The organism is Streptomyces harbinensis (assembly GCF_900116145.1).
Taxonomy (GTDB): domain Bacteria; phylum Actinomycetota; class Actinomycetes; order Streptomycetales; family Streptomycetaceae; genus Streptomyces; species Streptomyces carpaticus.
Genome location: NZ_FPAB01000005.1, coordinates 515,752 through 535,013, shown reverse-complemented (window position 1 = coordinate 535,013; position 19,262 = coordinate 515,752). Strand labels below are relative to the sequence as shown.

The following is a 19,262-nucleotide window of genomic DNA, read 5'->3' as shown; positions in this document are numbered from 1 at the left end:
CCGCCGGGCGGTTCAGCGGGGGTGGCCGCTGCCGGGCTCCGGGCGGGGCCGGGCCAGGGTGGTGGCGCGCTCGGCGGCCCGTACCCGGTACCGCCCCGGGGTGGTGCCGAACTCCCGGGCGAAGGCGTGCGAGAGCGCGTACGGGCTGCCGTAGCCGACGTGGCCGGCGACGGCGGCCAGGGTGTCGGTGGTGTCGCGGAGCCTGGTGGCGGCGAGGATCAGCCGCCACCAGGTGAGGTAGCCCATCGGGGGACGGCCGACCAGGGCGGTGAACCGGCGCGTCAGGGTGGCCCGGGAGACGCCCGCCTCCCGGGCCAGGCGCTCGGTGCTCCACGGCGCGGCCGGGTCGGCGTGCAGCGCCCGCAGGGCGGCGGCCGTCACCGGGTCGCCCAGGGCGCGGGGCCACCGGTCGCCGGTGGCCTCGGTCAGCCAGGCGCGGACCAGGTAGACGAGCAGGAGATCGAGCAGGCTCGGCAGGGCGGCGCAGGAGCCGGGCCGCCGCGTGTCCAGCTCACCGGCGAGCAGGTCGATGGCGGCGCGCAGTTCGGGGTGTCCGCCCACCCGGGCGGGCAGGTGGACGACGTCCGGCAGTTCCCGCAGGAGCGGATGCAGACCGGAGCAGTCCAGCCAGTACGTGCCGCACAGCAGTTCCGTCCCGCCGTCACCGGAGCCGGGGCGGACGGGCCCGGTGGCCGGTTCCGCCGTCGCGAGCCACCGTGCGAAGGGCACCGCCGCGGTGCGCGAGCCGGCCGGGCCGGCCGCCGTGCCGGTGATCACGTGGCCGGTGCCGTGCGGCAGCAGCACCGCGTCGCCCGCACCGAGTTGCACCGGGGCCCCGCCGTCGGGCAGCAGCCGGCAGCCGCCGCTCAGCACCACGTAGCAGGCCGCGCCGTCGTACGGCTCGGAGCGCGCGCTCCAGGCGCCGGCCGCCCGCACCCGGTGGGAGGACGGGTGCCCCAGGTGGACGGCGGAGATCGCGTCGCTCACCACATCCATCGGCACAGGATATCCACCCGCCGCATCCGTGAGCCGGATGCGTATCCGGTTGAGCCGTTGACGCATGGAGTGTGTCATCCGGCGTTCCTAGGCTCGGAGCATGACAGAGGACAGCGGATGGGTGGAGAGCATGACGCTGGGCGAGGTGGAGGTGATCCGGATCGTCGAGTGGCACCGGCCGTTCGCCCCGGCCACCGGGCTCGTCCCGGGGGCCGGGGCCGGGGTGTGGCGGGAGAACGCCCACTGGCTGGCGCCGGACCACTGGGATCCGGTCAGCGGCCGGGCGGTGCTCGCGCTCCAGACCTGGGTGCTGCGCGGCGCCGGGCCGACCGTCGTGGTGGACACCGGGGCGGGCAACGGACGCGAGCGGCCGGGGATGCCCCCGTTCCACCGGTGCGCGGGCGACTTCCCCGCGCTGCTGGCGCGGGCCGGGGTGCACCCGCGCGACGTCGATGTCGTCGTCAACACGCATCTGCATGTCGATCACGTCGGCTGGAACACGGTCGAGCGGGACGGGGAGTGGGTTCCGATGTTCCCGCGCGCCCGGTACCTCCTCCCGGCCGCCGACGACGCCCACTTCGGGCCGGCAGGCGGGTACGGGCAGGGACGCGATCCGGCGGACCGGCTGGTCTACGAGGACAGCGTCGCACCGCTGCACCGGGCGGGGGTGGTGGAGCTGTGGGAGGGGAGCCACCGGATCGACGCCCGGCTCACTCTGGAGTCGGTCCCGGGCCACACCCCCGGATCGTCCGTGCTGCGACTCGTCTCCGGGGGCGCCCGGGCGGTGTTCGTGGGCGATCTGGTGCACAGCCCGGTGCAGATCCTGCGGCCGGACGCCAACAGCGGTGCCTGCCTGGATCCGGTACGGGCGGTGGCCGGCCGCCGCCGTGTCCTGGAGCGGGCGGCCGGCACCGGGGAGTTGCTGATACCGGCGCACTTCGGTGGGCCGGGCGCCGTGGAGGTGCGCCGGGCGCCCGGCGGCGGCTTCGCTCTCGGCCCCTGGGCCGGCGGCTGGGCCGCGGTGCGGGCGCCCGGTGCCGGTGCGGGCGCCGGTGCCGGTTAGGGCAGCAGCGGCTCGAAGTCCCAGTGCACGCGGGAGCGGGAGCGGGCCGCCACGGTGTGCGTGTGGTGGGTGCCGAGCGAGGCGATCAGCCCGTTCAGCGCCGCCTCCTCCACCTGGTCCGCCTCCTGCCGGTGGCGCAGCCCGCGCAGGTCGGAGGCGAGGGCCAGCTGGCAGGTGAGGGTGAGCGGGTGCTCGTGGCCGAGCGCGGCGGCGGCCCGGCGGACGGTGTCCCGGCTCAGCTCGGCGGCCCGCTCCAGGTCGTCCTCCAGATTCCGGCCGACGGCCGTGTTCAGCGCGATGCCCAGCGTCCAGGGATGATCGGGGCCCAGGACGGCCGTCATCTCCTCCAGGCTGCGCTCGATGAGCCACTGCGCCTCGCGCCGCTCCCCCACCACCCGCAGCACCAGCGCGTGGTTGGCGCCCGCGCCGATGGTGTACGGGTGCCGGTCGCCCAGCAGCCTGCGGTAGCTGCCCAGCGCGAACTCGCCGATCTCGCGCGCCTGGTCGAGGTCGCCCGTCTCGCGGTGCACGAAGGAGAAGTCGGTGGCGACCTTCAGATGCAGCGGCGCCTCCTCGCCCAGCACCGCCTCGGTGCGCTCCAGCAGCCGGGCCAGCAGCGCCCGGGAGCCGGCCCGGTCGCCGGTGCGGTGCTGGCACAGGGCCAGGTTCAGCTCGGTGGTGAGGGTGCGCGGGTTGTCCGGGCCCAGCACCAGCCGGTGCGATTCGACGTTGCGTTCCTGAAGGGACAGCGCCTCCTCGTAGCGGCCCAGCAGCCGCAGGTCCAGGGCGCAGCTCAGCTCGGAGGAGAGCGTCCAGGGGTTGCGGGAGCGCAGCACCTCGCGGCGCATCTCCAGGGTTTTGCGGTCGAGTTCGAGCGCCTCGGCGTAGCGGCCGAGCAGCCGGAGTGTGACGGCGATGTTGTTGCGGGTGTTGAGGGTGCGCACGTCCCCGTCGCCGACCAGTTCCTGGTACAGCTCCAGGGCCCGGCGGTCCTGGAGCAGCGCCTCCTCGTACTGGCCCAGGCCCCGCAGATCGGCGGCGAGTCCGCCGTGCGCGCGCACCACCACCAGGTCCTTCGGGCCGCGGACGGCGCCCAGTTTGTCGATGATCTCCCGGTTCATCCGCTCGGTGCGGGTGTACTCGCCGACCGCGCGCAGCAGCGTGGTGTGCTGCGAGGCCAGCTCCCACAGCAGCGGGTCGTCCTCGCCGTACACCTCGCGCCAGGCGGCGTCCGCGGCCTCGGCGAGCTGGATGCCGGCACGGTACTCGCCGGAGCGGTACAGGTAGGTGAGGGAGTTGAAGACGAGCCGGCGGGTCTCCGGGTGGGTGCTGCGCAGCGCGCCCGACGCCTCCAGGTGCGGGACGAGTTCGGCGTACCGCGACCACAGCCGGGTGTCGTCGGGGCGGCGCGGGTCGGCGGCGGCCAGCGCGCGGCGCACCACCCGGGAGAAGGTGTCGCTGTCGGCCTCGGACATGCCGGCGCGTACCGCCTGGTGGACCATGCGGTGCAGATGGATGGTCTCGGTGTCGGGCACCGGGCCGTCCTGGCCGTGCCGGCCGCTACCTTCGCCGTCGCCGTCGCCGGGGTCGTCGGGGCGGATGACGGAGTACTGCACCAGCTTGCTGAGCGCGGCGTTCCACAGCAGCGGGTTGTCGATGAGGTGGGCGAGGCGTTCAGGCAGATCGCGGGCGGGGACGTCGCGCAGCAGCCGCAGCGGTACCGGCCCCGGCGCGAACCAGGCGCACAGCCGCAGCAGGTCCACGGCGGCGGGCTCGGTCTCGCGCAGCCGGTTCAGCACTATCGAGAACGCCGTCAGGTACGTCATCGGGAAGGCCGTCGAGACGCGCAGGCCCATCTCGATGTCGGCGCCGGAGCGCAGCAGTTCGATGTACTCGGTGACCGGCATCGGCGAGTCGGACAGGGCGCCGGCGGTCTGGTCGAGGGCGAGCGGCAGGTCTTCGAGGGCCTCGGCGAGCGCGTCGGCCTCGGTGGTGCTGATCCGGCGGGCGCGGCGGCGGACGAAGGCGATGGATTCGTCGCGGTCGTAGACCGGGACCTCCCACAGGGTGGTGTTGTGCTCGCCCCACTCCCGGTTCTGCGAGGTGATGAGGACATGCCCGGTACCGGTGGGCACCAGGTCGGCGATGGCGCCGGGGTCGTCCGCGCCGTCCAGCACCAGCAGCCAGCGCGCGTACGGGTCGCCGCGGCGCAGCGCGTCGCGCACGGCGCGCAGCCGTTCGCCGTACTCGATGCCGGTGGTGAGGCCGAGCGCGGGGGCGAGTTCGGCCAGGCGCTGGCGCAGCGTGCCGCGGGTGTCGGCCGGGACCCACCACACCACGTCGTAGGCGGAGCCGAAGCGGTGCACGTACTCGGCCGCTGCCTGGGTCTTGCCGACGCCCGACATGCCGAGCAGGGTGACCACGGCGGTGCCGGGGTCGGCCTCCGACAGCCGCTGGTAGACGGTCTGGAGGGTGGTCTCGCGGCCGGTGAAGCGGATGTTGCGGCGCGGCACGCCGCCCCACACGCGCGGCTGGTCGTAGGGGAAGCGGGCGCCGGAGCGCAGGCCGACGGTGGTGGAGGAGTCGGCTTCCCGGCCGTCCAGGCCGAGCAGGTGGGAGAGCCGGCGGTGCGCCTCGCGGGCGCCGACGCCCCACAGTTCCGCGGCGCCGCCGAACGCCGCGACGGCGGGCGGCAGCGCGGCGGAGGTGACGGAGACGGCGGCGAACCTGCGCTGGTTGGGCGCCACCACGGCGCGCAGTGCCTGGTTCCACTCCTCGGTGGAACGCGGGCCCATCTGGAAGTACCAGTCGCTGAGGATCACCAGCACCCGGCCCTCGGTGAGCAGCAGGTCGCTGAGCGCCTCCACCAGCGGGATCTCGGTGGCCGGGTCCCAGCGCTGGAGGGCGACGTCGCAGCCGTGCTGCTCCAGCCGGTCGGCGATCCAGGCGGCCCAGGGCCGGTTGAACCCGGCGAAGCTGATGGTGATCCTCTGCCGCTCGGCGGGTGTGGTCCTGCGCAGTCCGGCCATCCGACAGCTCCCCTTCGTTGTGGAACGGACCCCCGTACCGCGCCTTCTCCCCTGGCGGCCCGTCAGATGCTTGTGGTGTTCAGGCTAACCGCTACGGCGTGTCAGGGCGGGTGATGGCGGTGCCACAGCGAGCGCGCCGTGTCGACGTACGCGGCCGCCCGCACCCGGTGTTCGGGGGGCGGCGGGTGGTCGGCGAGCCGGGAGTGACGGGCGGTCATGGCCTTGACGAAGGCGCGCCCGGCGTCGGTGAGGGGGCGTGCGCCGCGCAGGGCGGGAAGGACGGCACCGACCTGCGCGGCGCACCGGGCGTGGGCGGCCCAGGCGTCGTCGCGGGCGACGGGGTCCTCGCGGGTGAGGGCCAGGCGCTGCCAGAGGGCGGCGAGGGCGAGGTGCGCGTAGGCGCCGTGCAGCAGGCCGTCGAAGGGGCGCGGGTCGGGGCGCCAGGGGGCCCAGTGGCGGGGGGCGGGCCCGGCGGTGTGCAGCGGGAGCAGATCGTGCAGCGCGGCGAGTTTGGCGTGCTGGAGTTCGTGGACGAGCCCGGCGGCGAACAGTTCGGGGCTGGGCGGCGGGCTGGCGAGGACCGCGCCGAACGCCCCGTCCCGAGTGTGGCTGGTGTGGCGTCCGGTGGCGGTGGGGCCGGGGAGCGGGACGACACAGTCCAGGAGGGCCAGTTCGGCGGCCCGCGCGGCGCCGCCCAGCCGGAGCAGCGGCAGCGCCCGGCGCCACATGGCCTGCCAGTGGGCGCGCTGCTGCGGGGGCCCGGCGGGGGTGGCGGCGCCGGGGGTGACGCGGCAGGGGTCGAGATCGTCCAGGAGGACGGGGCGCGGGCCGCCGGCCAGGGTGGGCAGCGGGGACCAGCGCGGATCGCGGGAGGACCAGCGGCCGGCGGCGGTGCGGCGCAGTTCGGCGGCGGGCCCGCCGGATGGGCGGATGACGAGCCGGTCGCCGCTGCCGTGCAGTTCGGCGGCGCGGGCGGGGCCGCTGTGCCGCAGCAGGCCGAGGGTGGGCAGCGCGATGCCGTCGCGGTGCGGGGTGACGCGGGTGCGGAAGCCGAGCCCGGCGCGGGCGGCAGCGGCGGCGGCGACCGGGCCGAGGTGGCCGATGTCGCGGTGGTCGGGGGCGCCCCGGTCGAGCTGGCGGACGCAGTTCTCGGCCCACGGCCCGGTGAGCGGATAGAACATCACCCGGCGGGCCTGGCCGGGCGCGGCCCGGTCGGCGGCCTCCAGCAGCGCCCCGTGCTCGCGGGCGGCGGCCCGCTGCGCGGGCGGCAGTCCGCCGGAGTCCAGCGCGTCGAGCAGTACCCGGAAGAGCAGCAGCCGCCGGGTGTGCGCACCGTCGGCGAGGACCGCGAGGGCCCCGGCGCCGGCCTCGGTGCTGCCCAGCTCCCGCACCTCGGCGTCGGAGAGCACCGCGCCCGTCACGCTCACCACCCCGCCCCGGCCCGCCACCCGGACCGCCGGGCCGCGGCGGGGCCGGCGCCCGGCCGGGGCACGGCGCGGGCGCGGGCCACGCGCGGGATGAGCCGTGGCGCGCCGCCCCGTCCGGGCGGGGCGGACCCACCCGGGCCAGGGCCCGGCCCAGGACCCGGCCCAGGCCCAGGCCCCGGCCCGGCGCAGGCGCGGGCGGCGGGCGGGGCCGGCCCGCTCAAGCGGGCACCGCCGCGGCGGCGACCCGGCGGGCGATGTGGTGCAGGAGGCGGCGCAGGTCGGCGCAGTAGACCGACGGGTTGCGGAAGCCCTCGCCCGCCCGGTAGCGGTGGGCGTAGTTGCCGCCGCCGCAGACCTCGGCCAGCGGGCAGGCCAGGCAGGTGGCGCTGAGTGCGGCGCGGCCCGCCTGGCGGGCGGCGATGCCGGGGTGGGCCAGGGCGGCGTCCAGCGGGTGGTGGTGGATGTCCAGGCCGGTGGCGGCGGCGCCCTCGTAGGCGGTCTTGAGCGCGTCCAGCTGCTCGATGGCGCCGTCGGTCTCGATCACCACCGCGCTGACCGGCCGCAGCCCCAGCGCCTCGGTGGCGGCCGGGGCGCCGAGCAGCAGGGCGATCGCCTCCTGGAACAGCCGCACCCGGGTCCGCCGCCGCCCCGCGTCCCACCACAGGTCGAACACGGCGGCCAGCCAGTCGCCGTACGGGGTGGCCGTGCCGTCCGCGGGGAGGCCGGGCGGCGGGGTGGTCCAGGTGCCGTGCGGCAGCAGGAAGTTGACGGCGGGCGGGTCGAGGCCGAGCAGCGAGGTGTACACCCGCTCCGGGTCGGTGGCCGGGTCGACGACGCACAGCACGCCGCCGTACACGTGCCGGTACGGGCCGGCCAGCAGGGCGGCGGCGCGGCGGATGCCGGGCCAGGCGGGGCGCCCGGCGTGGTCCGTGCGCCGTGCGTTGTGCTCGGCGAGCCCGCCGTCCAGGGACAGGCCGACCGCGATCCCGGCGCGCGCCAGCTCCCGCAGCCGCTCCCCGGTCAGCAGGGTGCCGTTGGTCTGCACCCCGGCCCGTACCGTGCAGCCCTCCGGCACCAGCTCCCGCACCCGGGCCACGAAGCCGGCCAGCGTGGCCGTCCCGGCCAGCAGCGGCTCGCCGCCGTGCAGCACCACGGAGATCTCCGGCAGCCGGTGCGCCGCCGCGTGCTCGGCGATGCGCGACGCCGCACGCTCCAGCACCCGGGGCGCGGCCGTCACCGGCTGCCGCCGCCAGCCGCCGTCGGCCGCGAAGTACATGTAGCAGTAGCGGCACGCCAGATTGCACCGGCTGTGGATCTTCACCACGAACTGGTCGAACGGCACCGGCCGTACGGCACCGGCGGCGAATCCCGTCAGCGGCCACGGCGCGAACCCGTCCGGTTCCCGGCCCACCGGGGCCGAAATCCGCTGGTTCACGCGACCCCTCCGGACTCGTCACCGGGCGCGAACTCGTCGAAGGTCCACAGGGTCACCGCCGGCCCGCCGCTCACCCGGGCCCGCAGCTCCGCCAGCACCTCACTGAGCACCGGATGGTCGAGGGCGCGCAGGTCGGACAGGCCGAGCGTGAGCAGATCGGGGAGTTCGGGCAGCCCGGTGGCACCGGCTGATTTGTCGGAGCACATCGTCGTCCCACCACTTCTGTGCGGTCATCCGCCCGGTCGACCCACGTCGGTCCCCCTCGTCGACCGGCCCATCCCAGATGCCCGCGCTCAGGTCCGGGGAAACGTCAGCTCCGCGAGCGCCCGGGCGCTGCGCTCCCCCGCCTCCTGACCGTTCGGCAGCCGCCGCCACTGCTCCAGCGCGGCCCGGAACGCGTCCTGCGCGGCGCGCGGCCGGCCCGCCGCCCGGTACACCGTGCCGCGCTGGTGCTGCGCGGTGGCCGCCAGCCGGATCGGCGCGGCGGCCCGTTCCGGGGCGGCGGCGCGCTCCGCCCGCAGCGCCTCGGCCGCCGCCCGCCGGTACGCCTCCGCCGCCTGCTCGGGACGCTCGGGGCTGCCGCTGTGCCCGTAGATGTGCCGGTGCGCCTCGCCCAGTTCGAACCAGCCCCTGGCCCGGGTCATCGCCTCGTCCGCGCCGTGCGCCGCCAGCGAGAACAGATGCTCGGCCTCGCGCAGGTCCACCAGGTCCACCGCGGCCCGGTAGCGGGCCATCAGGGCCCGGCCCAGCATCAGCAGCCGCCCCGGCAGCCGCGAATCGCCGGCCGGGGTCTCCATCCGGCAGTCCCGCAGCACCCGGATGGCCTGCCCGATGTACGCGCCGCCCTCCGGCAGGGCCGAGCGCTCCAGCAGCACCTGGCCCCACTCGGCGATCAGATCGCTGTAGTCCGGCCGGTCGCGCGGCACCGCCCTGGCCGCCTCGGCGAACCAGTGCGCCGCCTGCTCCAGATCGCCCGCCCCGCCCTGCGCCCGGTAGCGGCGCACGCCCAGCCGCCCGGCGCGCACCAGGGCCGCCGCCCGCTGCCGCCGGTCGTCCGTCAGCTGCCGGGCGAGCGTGATGTGCTTGTCGGCCTCCTGCCAGCGGCTCGCGGTGAGCAGCAGCGCGTCGACCAGCTGGAGTTCGGTGCGCACCCGGGCCGGCACCGGCGCCGACTCGGCGCGCTGGGCCGCCCCGCCGCGCTCCAGCGACCGGGCCGCCTGCTCGGCGTACACGGCGGCGGCCTCCGTGTTCTCCTCCTCGGCCGCCGCCCCGGCCAGCCGCAGCAGCACCCGGCCGTGCGCCAGGGCGAGGCCGCTGGGCTCGGCCTCGCCCGCCGGCCAGGCGTCCGCGATCGCCTCCAGCATGCCCACGCACTCCTGGAGCAGCCCCGCGTCGTGCCCGAGCCGCCACTGCTCCTCCAGCACCCGCACCCGCTCCAGCGCGATGCCCAGCGCCTCGGCGGGCGGCAGCCCCGGGGTGGCGCACACGGCGGCGAACTCCCGGTCGGCGCCGCGCCACAGCTCCAGCGCGGCCCGCTCGTCCCCGGCCTCGCGGCGCTCTCCCGCGGCGGCGTGCAGCACCCGGGCCAGCACCGTGCGGGCCGGCAGCGAGTCCAGGTGCGAGGCGGCGGTACGGGCGGCCCGCAGCGCGCGCTCCAGCAGGTCGGCCTCGCCTTGCTGGCGCCACAGCCGCAGCAGCTGGGTGGCGAGTTCTCCGTACAGCTCGGGGTCGGTGGAGCGGCCGTCCAGCCATTGCTGGTCGGTGGCCCGCTCCAACTGCCACACCGCGTCCAGCAGATGCTGGAGCGCGCCGTCGTCCTCGAACCGCCGGGTCAGCTCCCGGGAGCGGCGCAGCGCGTCGCTGACCGCCGGGGGTGTCTCCGGGGCCGGCGCGCCCGGCTGCGGGGTGCCGGGCAGGAAGCGGCGCAGCACCTTGGCGGCGACCTCGGCGAACGGCTGCGGGGAGCGGGCCGGCCCGGTGCCGCCCGGCTCCGGCTCGCCCTCCGGGTCGCCCCCGGCCGACGGGACCGGGGTGAGCCGGCCACCGGTCAGCTGGGCGAGGGCGAGCGCGGGGAAGTTGGGGCCGCCCTTGCCGAACCTGGCCTCGACGTACGCCGAGCAGTGCTTGAGGACCAGCATCGCCTCGTCCTGGCCGAGCGAGCGCAGCAGTTCCTCCTGTACCCCGTCGGCGAACTCGTACCACAGGCCGTCCGCGCCGGTGCCGTCCCCGGCGCGCCGCAGCAGGCCGCTGAGCAGCACCTCGGAGAGCTCGGCCGGGCCGGTGCCGGGCAGCATGGTGCGCTGTATGAGCTGCATGACCGGCAGGAACAGCGGGGCGGCGGCGAGATGGACGGCGAGCCGGGTGGCGCCGGGCGAGGCGGTGGCGCGGAACCGGGCGATCAGTTCGCCGGCGGGCCGGGACCGGCTGCCGGGGCGCGCCGGGGGCGCGGCGGGCTGGTCGGGACGTACCCAGCCGACGGCGGCCGGCACCGGGGCGGCGCTGCCGCCGGACAGCAGCCGCGCCCAGGAGCCGAGGGCGGCGGGGGTGGGCGGCAGGACCGGTACGGGGGTGGCGCCGGGCGGCGGCCGGTGGCCCGGGTCGTCGGGGGTGAAGCGGAGCCGGGCGCCGGCGGCCGGGCCCTCGGCGCGGCGCAGCGCGCCGTGGCTGGCGGGCAGCCGGGTGCGCGCCCACAGCCGGGCGGGCAGCGGCTGGACGACGGCGGTCGGCCCGTACCGGCCGAGGCGGTGCAGCAGCCGGTGGGCGGCGCCGCCGCGCCACAGCGGGCCGACGCAGTCGCTGACCACGACGGTCAGCCGGCGTCCTGTGGGGTCCAGCAGCCGGCGGGCGGGGCGCAGCACGCCGTCCCGGCCCGCCGGGTCGGTGTCGAAGTGGCCGCTCACCCCGATGGAGCCGTCCGGCAGGGTGTGCAGGTAGTGGACCTGGATGTCGCGGAAGGCGCCGATGCGGCCGAAGACGTCGGCGAGTTCGCCCAGGAGCCGCTGCCACACCCGCATGGCGGAGGTGGTGTCCATCAGCAGCTGGAGTTCGAGGTCGCGGCGGCCGGTGGGGCGGAAGGCGGGGAGCAGCAGGCCGCCGGCCCGGGCGGTGTTCTCGGCGGTGCGGGTCTCGTCCAGGGTGAGCCGGGCCGGTCCGGCGGGCGGCGGGGCGGCGGGGCGGCAGCGCTGGAGGGGGCGCAGGGCGCGTTCGAGTTCGAGGAGGGAGGGGAGGGCTCTGGCCTCGGGCACGCCGACGCGCAGGGCGTCGCCGGGGGCCGGCGGGTCCTGGACGGGGGTCACGGCGTAGTCGGGGTAGAGCGGCACGGGCTCATCATCCCGGTAGGCCCGGCGCTCGGCGCGATTTCCGGCCTCCGGCGCGGACCGGTCGGGGGCGGGTCCGGGGCCGTCGCCGAACCCGGGGCGGTGGTCCGGGGTGGGGGCGCTCTCGCGCGGTGCGGAGGCGTCGCCGGACGGGCCCGGGCCGGTGGCCGGCTCCCCGGGGGTGAGGTGCCCGGCCAGCCACAGCGCCTCGGCCAGTTCCCGGGAGCCGGGTTCGAGACCGGCCTGCCGCAGGCCGTCGATCAGTTCGGCCAGCTGATCGCGGTGGCGGGCGGCCCGCTTGTCCCCCATGACGTCACCTCGGCCGGTCGAGGCGCTGGATGAGCAGGTCGGCGAGCCGGTCGCGGGTCGGCTGCTCGGCGTGGTGGGTGAGGTAGATGGCGTTCAGCAGCTGGTCGGTGGCCAGCTGTTCGGTGCGCGAGCGCTCCAGGAAGCGGGTGATGATGTCGTCGCCGAGGTGGGCGAGCCGGTCGCCGAGCTGGGCGCGCACCACCGAGGCGAGCCGTTCGTGGTCGGGCTTGGTCAGCTCCAGGTGGATGCAGCGGCGCAGCAGGGCGGCGGGGAAGTCGCGTTCGCCGTTGCTGGTGAGCACCACGAACGGGAAGGCGTTGCAGCGCACCCGGCCGTCGCGCACGGTGACCTTCACGCCGTCGTCGTTGAGGACCTCCACCTCCGGCTCGCGGTCGGCGACGCGCTCCAGCTCGGGGATGGCGTACCAGCCCTCCTCCAGGACGTTGAGGAGGTCGTTGGGCAGGTCGATGTCGCTCTTGTCGAGCTCGTCGATGAGCAGCACCCGGGGGGTGGCGGTGGGCAGCAGCGCGGTGCCCAGCGGGCCGAGCCGCAGATAGCTGCCGATGCCGCCGACGCGGGGCGCCGGGACGCCGGCGGCGCGGCTGCCGGCCGCGATCTGGGTGTCCTGGAGGCGGGCGATGGCGTCGTAGTGGTACAGCCCGTCGCCCAGGGTGGTGCGGCTGACGATGGGCCAGTGCAGGACCCGGCCCAGGCCCAGTTCGTAGGCGACGGCGTGCGCGAGGGTGCTCTTGCCGGTGCCGGGGCTGCCGGTGACCAGCAGCGGGCGGCGCAGATAGAGCGCGGCGTTGATGATCTCCAGCTCCTCGGCGCTGGGCCGGTGCATCTCGGCGAGGTGCCGGTAGGTGCCGAGCCTGCGGGTGGAGGAGCTGTCGGTGTCGGGGCCTGGCGCGACCAGCGGCCGGCCGTCGAAGTCGCGCCACGGCGGCGGCTTGGGCAGCGCCCGGATGCGGTCGTGCGGCTCACCGGCCCCCCGGTAGATCAGCCATTCGCGTTCGGGGTCCGGGGTGGAGTCGGTGGCTGCCACGGCGCTCTCCTCGTCACTGTCACTCGGTCGGCCAGGTGCTGTGCGGCGGGGGCGGCCCCGTGGCGGGCGGTCGCCGCTCACGGGATCTCCAGGGGGTCGTCGTACCCGGTGGCGTGCCCGGGGTCGGCGTACAGGAGGGCGAGCCCGCGCGACCATTCGGCCTCGGGCGCCTCGGCGGCGGCCTGGGCGCGCAGCCGCCACACGGCGGTGGGCAGTGCGCCGGCCCGGCGTACGCCGGTGACCGTGCGGGTCACCTGGCCGTGGAAGTCGGTGCAGGTGAGTTCGCGGGCGGAGATCTCGCGGCGCCACAGCACCACGTCGTAGCCGGCGGCCAGGACGTGGCGCAGGGCTTCGGGGTCGCCGCCGGGGGTGCTGGTGCGGCAGAGCACCGGCACCGTCTCCGGGGGCCGGCCGCCGAGTGCGGCGGAGGTGGGGAGCGGGGCCGGGTGGTTTCCGGCGCAGTCGAGGAGGTCGGGGCGCATCGGGCCGGTGTGCAGGGCGGACCAGCGGGTGTGCCGGGGCAGGCCCCTTTCGTGGCCGGGTTCGTGGCCCCTTTCGTGCCCGTGTTCGTGGCCGGGCTCCTGCTCGGGGGCGGGGCCGGCGGAGGGGAGGTCGGCGCAGCGGACGACGACGGGGCGTTGTTCGCCGAGCTGCGGGCCGTCGTGGGGCAGCCGCCATTCGTCGACGGGGAAGCCGAGCAGGGCGTAGGGCAGGGAGACCTGGAGCGGGACGGGGCGGCCCGGCTCGTCCCCGCGCCGGAACGCCTCGGTGAGCACGGCGCGCAGCCGCGGTGAGGGCTCGCCGGGGCCGAGGACGCGGTCCTCGCCGTCGATGGGGGTGCGTTCGCCGGTGGGCCCGGTGACGCACACCCGCCAGTCGTAGCGGCTGCGTTCCCAGCCCTGTTGGGTGATCTCCAGCAGGACGTACGGGCGCGGGGCGTCGTCGGCGGGGTCGGGCAGCGCGGCGGGGGCGGCGCCGGCGTGGCCGAGGGCGGGCCAGGGGTCGTGCTGCCAGGCGCGGCGGGCGGACAGCCGCTCGGTCCACTCCTCGCGCAGCCGGCGGCGGGACCAGCGGTCGAGTTCGGCGCCGGCGGCGGTGGAGCTGATCCAGTCCCACAGCCGGCGTTCGCTGCCCCGGGGGGCGGGGTAGGGGCGGTCGGCGGTGGCGGCGTACACGGCGTAGCGCAGCACGGCGTCGAGTTCGCGAAGTCCGGGGCGGGGGTCGTAGAGCATGCCCAGGCCGTCGCGCCAGCCGCGCGGGGCGGGGAGTATGCCGTCGTAGCGGCGGCCGGTGAGCTGGGCGATGATCTCGTCGAGCCGGGCGGTGGAGAGCGGGGGCGGCAGTTCGGCGAGCAGGCCGAGGAGTTCGGCGCGGCGGCCGGCGGTGAGGGCGCGCCGGGCGGTGGCGCGCAGCGGGCCCTGGATGTCGGTCCAGGTGTCGCGGGTGGTCTCGTCGTCGCGGTGCCGCTGGGCGTGGTAGCGGTCATGGGCGTGCATGACGTGCTGGTAGGTGTCCTCGGTCTCGGCGGCGACCGTGCCGGCGGGCGGGGCGATCCGGCGTAACTGGACGATGGAGGTGGCGAGTCCGCCGTCGCGGCCGGCCGAGCGGGAGGCCTTGACGACGCCGATGACCTCGCCGCGGGAGAGGTCGACGACGGGGCCGCCGGAGACGCCGTGCGGGATCTCGTCCTGGTTGCCGAGCTTGAGCCAGCCGTCGGTGCCGTACTGGCCGGTGACGGTGCAGCGGCCGTCGACGGGGCCGACCGGGCTCGCGGAGCCGGCGAGCTGTCCCCAGCCGAAGAAGTAGACGTCCTGGAGGGTGAAGCGGGCGGTGCGCTCGCTGAGCCAGACGCAGGGGTGGGGCGGTGGGTTGAGCACCCGGACGAGGGCGAGGTCGGGCCCCGGCCAGATGTCGCCGGGCGGGCTGTGCTCGGGCTGGGCCCATTCGACGAGGCCGCGCACGGTGTGCGTGACGGTGGCCCCGCCGTCGCCCGTCTCCTCGAAGCTCAGGCCCACTTCGCGCTTGCCTCCCTCGTCTCTTCCCCCGCGAAGTGCGACATGGGCGCAGGTGAGCACCCATCCCGGGGCGACGAAGAAGCCGCTGCCCCAGGGTGTCGCGCCGGACACGCCCTCGGCATACCCCTCGGGCGCGGCATGGATGCGTACGGTGGCGGAGCTGAGGAGCCGGAACAGGGTCTCGATGTGGGGTACGTCCTCGCCCTGTGCGCCCCCCGTGCCCTCGTACGGGCTCATGCGGCCTCCCCCTGGCGCTGGCCCGGTGGGGCGGGCGCGGGGTCGGGGGTGGCGGGCGGGGCGCCCTGCCAGCTGAGGGTGACGGTGAGGGAGCCCTTGGTCTCGCCGTCGGCGAGCAGGCCGACGATCTTCCCGGCGCGGGCGGTGAGTTCGACGCCGAAGGTGACGCTGACCTCATCGGGGCGCACGCCGCGCAGTCCTTCGGCGAGGGAGGCGGCGACGCCGCCGATCAGGCCGCGCAGGCTGTCGAGGCGGGCGACGGCGGCATCGGCGATGCCGGTGTCGACGTAGCCGCCGGGGGCGGTGGGGCGGTGCAGTTCCTCGATGCCGGAGACCCGGGCCAGAACGGGGGTGCCGTCCGGCAGGCTGATCTCGGTGATGCCCTTGCTCATCGAGGCCCCCCGTGGTCGCTCGCGACTGCTGGTGCCTTGCAGGTTAGCGGGCACCACCGACAGGCGCGAGTGGCTTGGGGAAGCCCGCCTATCCTGGTGGTTTCGTTCGGTTTTCTCTTCATTCTTTTTCCGACGGGAGCAGGCGTGTACTTCACGGACCGGGGCATCGAGGAGCTGGAGCGGCGGCGCGGCGAGGAGGAGGTCACCCTGGGCTGGGTGGCCGAGCAGCTGCGGACGTTCACCGATCTCAACCCGGACTTCGAGGTGCCGGTGGAGCGGCTCGCGACGTGGCTGGCGCGGCTGGACGACGAGGAGGACGACTGAGAAGGGTGACCTGTCGCGACAGGTCTTGACTTCCCCCCAACGCGATATATCGTGTTCTGAGAAGCGACACGATATATCGTCGTGTGCCGTGATGCATGGAGGAGGACCCATGGCCGCCACGTCCCGGTGGGAGGTCTCAGCACCGCAGACCCTCACCTTCGAGGAGCACCCCGTCCGCGAGCTGCGCGTCCGCCTCGTCGGCGGCACGGTCAACGTGGTGGGGACCAGCGACCCGACCGCCGAGGTGGAGATCACCGAGGTGACGGGCGAGCCGCTGATCGTCGAGCGCGAGGGCGGGCGGCTGACGGTCGGCTACGACGACCTGCCCTGGCAGAGCTTCCTCAAGGGCTGGCCCAAGCGCCCGCGCCGGCTGATGAAGCGCGCGGCCGTGGTGTCGATCAGAGTCCCGGCCGACTGCCGGCTCTCGGCCGGCACCGTGAGCGCGTCGGCCGTGGTCAGCGGCGTCCGCGCGGACGCGGAGGTGCGCGGCGTCACCGGGCAGACCACGCTGGTCGGCCTGGCCGGCGCGGTCACGGCCGACACGGTCTCGGGGCATGTGGAGGCCCAGTCGCTCGGCGGCCCGCTCACCTTCACCTCGGTCTCGGGCGGGCTCACGGTGGTGGAGGGCCGCGGCCCCGCGCTGCACGCCGACACGGTCAGCGGCGAACTGGCCCTGGACCTCCTGCCGTCCGGCGACGTCGCCGACCTCACGATCACCTCGGTCTCGGGCGACGTGGCGCTGCGGCTGCCCGCGTCGATCGGCCTCACCGTCGCCGGGAACACGGTCGGCGGGGCCGTCTCCAGCGCCTTCCCCGAGCTGTCGGTGCACGGCCCCTGGGGCCCCAAGCAGCTCACCGGCGTCCTCGGTTCCGGCGCCGGGCGGCTGACGTGCAGCACCGTCTCCGGTGGCATCACCGTGCTGCGCCGCCCGCCCGCCGCCCACGAGCAGGACGCCTCCCCCGCCCCTGCCTCCGCCTTCCCCGTTTAAAGGACCCCCGCCATGCCCCCCGTCTTCGGTCACGGCCGCCTGCGGCTGTACCTGCTCAAGCTGCTCGACGAATCCCCCCGGCACGGGTACGAGGTCATCCGCCTCCTGGAGGAACGCTTCCACGGCCGGTACGCGCCCTCCGCCGGCACGGTCTACCCCCGGCTGGCGAAGCTGGCGGCGGAAGGGCTGGTCACCCACACCGACGAGGGCGGCCGGAAGGTCTACTCCCTGACGGCCGAGGGCCGCCGGGAGCTGGCCGCCAGAGCCGATGAACTGGCCGCACTGGAGCGGGAGATCAACGCCTCGCTCACCGCACTGGCCGACGGCATCCGGGAGGACGTCAGCGGCTCCGCGCACGACCTGCGCCAGGAGATGCGCCAGGCCGCCGCCCAGGCGCGCGGCGGCGCGGCGGGCCGGCGGGATGAGACCCGCCGGGCGAGGGACGAGGCCCGCCGCGCCCGCCAGGAGGCGAAAGCGGCCCGCGAGGAGGTCCGTTCCGAGTTCGAGCAGGCGGCCCAGCGGCTCCAGGAGCAGGTCCGCTCGCACGCCGCGGCAGGCGACTGGCAGGGCGCGGTCCGGGTCGGCCTGGACGGCCTCAGCCACGGCCTGAGCGGCTGGGGCCCCGGCGTATACGCCCCCTACGTCCCCTGGATGGGCGGCCACGAGCAGCCCGCCGGCCCCGGCCCCGAGCCCACCCCCGGCGACCACGCGGACACCGAGACCTCGGCGGAGGCCGCCCGCGAATTGGAACGCCTGCTGGACCGCTTCCGCGACGACATCCGCGACGCCGCCCGCGACCACGGCGTCACCCCCGCCCAGCTCACCACCGCCCGCGACCGCCTGGCGACCACGGCCGCCGAGGTGGTCGCCCTGCTGCGCAGGGAGGACGCCCGGCACGACGCTCCGTGATCGTTGCCCCAGTGGTTGCGCGCCATCAGCAGTTGCGCTCCTTCCCGCGCAATCTGCCGCAATCAACGCGCGCCGACATGCCATTGCGCGCATTCTGGACAACCAACGTCCGGATAACGGAGGCTCCATGACGCTCAGGCTGATCGGCACGACCAGTGACGAAGGCGACTGCCCCACCTTGTACGAGATCGAGGGCACGGACGATGTCCTTGTCCAGGGTGAACGCGAGACCGACCCCGGACATCTGGTGCAACTGCGAGACGTCAAGCCGTCCGAGACGTTCGTGCGGGTCCCGCGCAGCCTGCTCACCCGGTACGCGCCCAGAACCGAGGCACCCGCGTTGCGTCCGTTCGCCTCGATCGCCCACCTCTTCCGTGAGTTCCGGCACACCGCCTGGCGGCTGGAGACCCGCCGCGGATATGCCTCCGACCGGCGCAGCCCGAAGTGGACGCGCTGGCAGAGAGGTGAGTGCATCACCGACGAAGCCAGCGGCTGGCTGGAGAATGTCACCGCACAGACGAGGCTCGGAAAACGGTTCGCTCGAGTCCGCCTGGTGGATGACCCGCCCACGGAGGGGCAGCGGTTCCTGCTCGCGAGCGCGCCTGGCAATGTCTCGGCCGGTGAGGACATCCGCAATCTCACCCGTGCACAGGCCGAGCGGCTTCGCCTGCCGGAGTTCGATTTCTGGCTGTTCGACTCCACGATCGTGGCCCGGCTCGTGTTCGACGAGGGAGACACCACGCTCGGGGTGCACGTTACCGAGGACCCCGCAGAAGTGCTCGCCGCCTGCCAAGCCCGGGATGCTGCCTGGCATCACGCCGTGCCCACCGGAGAGTTCGCGCGCGAGGTAGCTTCGACGGAGTGACGACCGACTTCCAGACGGCCCGCGAGGCCCTCGGTGCGCGCCTGCGGGAACTGCGCACCGAGGCGGGACTGAAGGGGAAGGACCTTGCCACGCGTCTTGGCTGGCAGCCCTCGAAGGTCAGCCGCATGCAGAACGGCAAGCAGACACCCAGCCGCAGCGACCTGAGCGCGTGGGCGTAAGCCCTTGACCGGCCGGATGTCGAACAGGAACTGCACGGCCTCCTGGCCGGCCTCGACCTGAAACAGCGCTACCGGTCATGGCGCAGGCAACTGGCCGGCGGCCTCCAGGGGCGGCAGGAGATCGCGGTCCGCCTGACCGAGAGCACCCGCCGGATCCGCGCCCTGGAGGTGTCCCGGATACCGGGCCTGCTCCAGACACCCGAGTACGCTCATGTCGTCTTCGACTCCGTCGCAGGCTTTCGCCGCATCCCCGGAACGACCGACGCGGCCGTCGCGAAGCGTATGCGCAGGCAAGAGGCCCTGTACGACCTGGATAAGACGTTCCAGTTCCTTCTCTGCGAGGCAGCCCTGTACCACCGGCCGTGTCCCGTCGAGGTCATGGCGCAGCAGTTGGGCCGGCTCTTCAACCTCGTGGGTCAACAGCGCATCGAGGTGGGGATCATCCCCTTCGGTGCGCGACTGCGCCGGACGGCGCCGCACGCCTTCTGGATCTACGACCGTCGGCTCGTCATCGTGGAGACGATCAGCGAAGAGTTGTGGTTGACAGGCGATGACGATGTGGACGTGTACGAGCGGGCTTGGCAGTGGCTCGAGGAGTCCGCTGTGTACGGCGCCCCGGCTCGGCGTCTGATCGGCCGCGCGCGATCCGCTCTTGGTCCCTCGTAGGCAATCAGTCGCAAGCCCCGGCAGGGCCTCGCACAATCCGGAGCAATGCGCGCGCCGAGGGGTGGC

The 19,262-nt window shown here is 75.4% G+C and carries 14 protein-coding genes and 1 pseudogene; 6 read left to right on the top strand and 9 right to left on the bottom strand.

All coding sequences use genetic code 11. From position 1 onward, the window contains the following. Positions 1 to 12: 12 nt before the first annotated feature. The gene (locus BM385_RS17455; RefSeq protein WP_093843603.1) at positions 13 to 996 is read right to left on the bottom strand and encodes an AraC family transcriptional regulator; all 984 of its coding nucleotides are present in this window, start codon (positions 994 to 996) and stop codon (positions 13 to 15) included. 100 nt (positions 997 to 1,096) lie between these two features. Here BM385_RS17455 and BM385_RS17450 point away from each other — a divergent pair, with 100 nt between their 5' ends. Then, positions 1,097 to 2,059 carry an MBL fold metallo-hydrolase gene (locus BM385_RS17450; RefSeq protein ID WP_037756713.1) on the top strand — a complete coding sequence of 321 codons (963 nt, stop codon included), beginning with the start codon at positions 1,097 to 1,099 and terminating at the stop codon, positions 2,057 to 2,059. Here the strand turns inward: BM385_RS17450 and fxsT are convergent. The 8 genes from fxsT to BM385_RS17410 form a co-directional block, all read right to left on the bottom strand. Further along, positions 2,056 to 5,088, bottom strand: a complete 3,033-nt coding sequence (gene fxsT / locus BM385_RS17445) for an FxSxx-COOH system tetratricopeptide repeat protein (RefSeq protein WP_093843602.1) — start codon at positions 5,086 to 5,088, stop codon at positions 2,056 to 2,058. The genes BM385_RS17450 and fxsT overlap by 4 nt on opposite strands. Before the next feature lie 101 nt (positions 5,089 to 5,189). Continuing rightward, on the bottom strand, positions 5,190 to 6,509 hold the full coding sequence (locus BM385_RS17440) for an HEXXH motif domain-containing protein (RefSeq protein WP_019436052.1): 1,320 nt from the start codon (positions 6,507 to 6,509) through the stop codon (positions 5,190 to 5,192). A gap of 223 nt (positions 6,510 to 6,732) precedes the next feature. After that, a complete protein-coding gene (locus BM385_RS17435; RefSeq protein ID WP_175543025.1) occupies positions 6,733 to 7,890 on the bottom strand; it encodes an FxsB family cyclophane-forming radical SAM/SPASM peptide maturase in 1,158 nt (385 codons plus the stop codon). 56 nt (positions 7,891 to 7,946) lie between these two features. Continuing rightward, positions 7,947 to 8,156 (bottom strand): FxSxx-COOH cyclophane-containing RiPP peptide, encoded by a 210-nt coding sequence (fxsA, locus tag BM385_RS17430; RefSeq protein ID WP_019433359.1) that lies wholly within the window; start codon positions 8,154 to 8,156, stop codon positions 7,947 to 7,949. Between the two features lie 87 nt (positions 8,157 to 8,243). After that, the gene (locus tag BM385_RS27205; protein ID WP_093843601.1) at positions 8,244 to 11,576 is read right to left on the bottom strand and encodes an SAV_2336 N-terminal domain-related protein; all 3,333 of its coding nucleotides are present in this window, start codon (positions 11,574 to 11,576) and stop codon (positions 8,244 to 8,246) included. Between the two features lie 4 nt (positions 11,577 to 11,580). After that, positions 11,581 to 12,621: an AAA family ATPase gene (locus tag BM385_RS17420; protein WP_019433357.1), complete on the bottom strand. Its 1,041-nt coding sequence runs from the start codon at positions 12,619 to 12,621 to the stop codon at positions 11,581 to 11,583. A gap of 77 nt (positions 12,622 to 12,698) precedes the next feature. Next, entirely contained in the window at positions 12,699 to 14,873 is a 2,175-nt protein-coding gene (locus BM385_RS17415) for a VMAP-C domain-containing protein (protein ID WP_093843599.1), read from the bottom strand. Further along, positions 14,870 to 15,265, bottom strand: a complete 396-nt coding sequence (locus BM385_RS17410) for a CU044_2847 family protein (RefSeq protein WP_019433355.1) — start codon at positions 15,263 to 15,265, stop codon at positions 14,870 to 14,872. The genes BM385_RS17415 and BM385_RS17410 overlap by 4 nt, the downstream gene beginning before the upstream one ends. Positions 15,266 to 15,409: 144 nt before the next feature. Between BM385_RS17410 and BM385_RS17405 the strand changes: the two genes are divergently transcribed. The 5 genes and pseudogenes from BM385_RS17405 (at position 15,410) to BM385_RS17385 (ending at position 19,196) form a co-directional block, all read left to right on the top strand. Beyond that, complete coding sequence (locus tag BM385_RS17405; RefSeq protein ID WP_019433354.1) at positions 15,410 to 15,589, top strand: DUF6104 family protein; 180 nt, start codon at positions 15,410 to 15,412, stop codon at positions 15,587 to 15,589. A 109-nt stretch (positions 15,590 to 15,698) separates the two neighbouring features. Continuing rightward, entirely contained in the window at positions 15,699 to 16,577 is an 879-nt protein-coding gene (locus BM385_RS17400; protein WP_093843598.1) for a DUF4097 family beta strand repeat-containing protein, read from the top strand. A gap of 12 nt (positions 16,578 to 16,589) precedes the next feature. Next, entirely contained in the window at positions 16,590 to 17,486 is an 897-nt protein-coding gene (locus BM385_RS17395) for a PadR family transcriptional regulator (protein WP_093843597.1), read from the top strand. Between the two features lie 127 nt (positions 17,487 to 17,613). Then, on the top strand, positions 17,614 to 18,351 hold the full coding sequence (locus tag BM385_RS17390) for a DUF6879 family protein (RefSeq protein ID WP_093843596.1): 738 nt from the start codon (positions 17,614 to 17,616) through the stop codon (positions 18,349 to 18,351). Next, positions 18,348 to 19,196: pseudogene (locus BM385_RS17385) on the top strand (helix-turn-helix domain-containing protein). Before BM385_RS17390 ends, BM385_RS17385 begins: the two are co-directional and overlap by 4 nt. Positions 19,197 to 19,262 lie beyond the last annotated feature (66 nt).

Bases quoted from the DNA above. Each gene is read 5' to 3' on its own strand.
- BM385_RS17455 (WP_093843603.1), bottom strand. From the start codon at position 996: ATGGATGTGGTGAGCGACGCGATCTCCGCCGTCCACCTGGGGCACCCG.
- BM385_RS17450 (WP_037756713.1), top strand. From the start codon at position 1,097: ATGACAGAGGACAGCGGATGGGTGGAGAGCATGACGCTGGGCGAGGTG.
- fxsT (WP_093843602.1), bottom strand. From the start codon at position 5,088: ATGGCCGGACTGCGCAGGACCACACCCGCCGAGCGGCAGAGGATCACC.
- fxsA (WP_019433359.1), bottom strand. From the start codon at position 8,156: ATGTGCTCCGACAAATCAGCCGGTGCCACCGGGCTGCCCGAACTCCCC.
- BM385_RS27205 (WP_093843601.1), bottom strand. From the start codon at position 11,576: ATGGGGGACAAGCGGGCCGCCCGCCACCGCGATCAGCTGGCCGAACTG.
- BM385_RS17415 (WP_093843599.1), bottom strand. From the start codon at position 14,873: ATGAGCCCGTACGAGGGCACGGGGGGCGCACAGGGCGAGGACGTACCC.
- BM385_RS17410 (WP_019433355.1), bottom strand. From the start codon at position 15,265: ATGAGCAAGGGCATCACCGAGATCAGCCTGCCGGACGGCACCCCCGTT.
- BM385_RS17400 (WP_093843598.1), top strand. From the start codon at position 15,699: ATGGCCGCCACGTCCCGGTGGGAGGTCTCAGCACCGCAGACCCTCACC.
- BM385_RS17395 (WP_093843597.1), top strand. From the start codon at position 16,590: ATGCCCCCCGTCTTCGGTCACGGCCGCCTGCGGCTGTACCTGCTCAAG.
- BM385_RS17390 (WP_093843596.1), top strand. From the start codon at position 17,614: ATGACGCTCAGGCTGATCGGCACGACCAGTGACGAAGGCGACTGCCCC.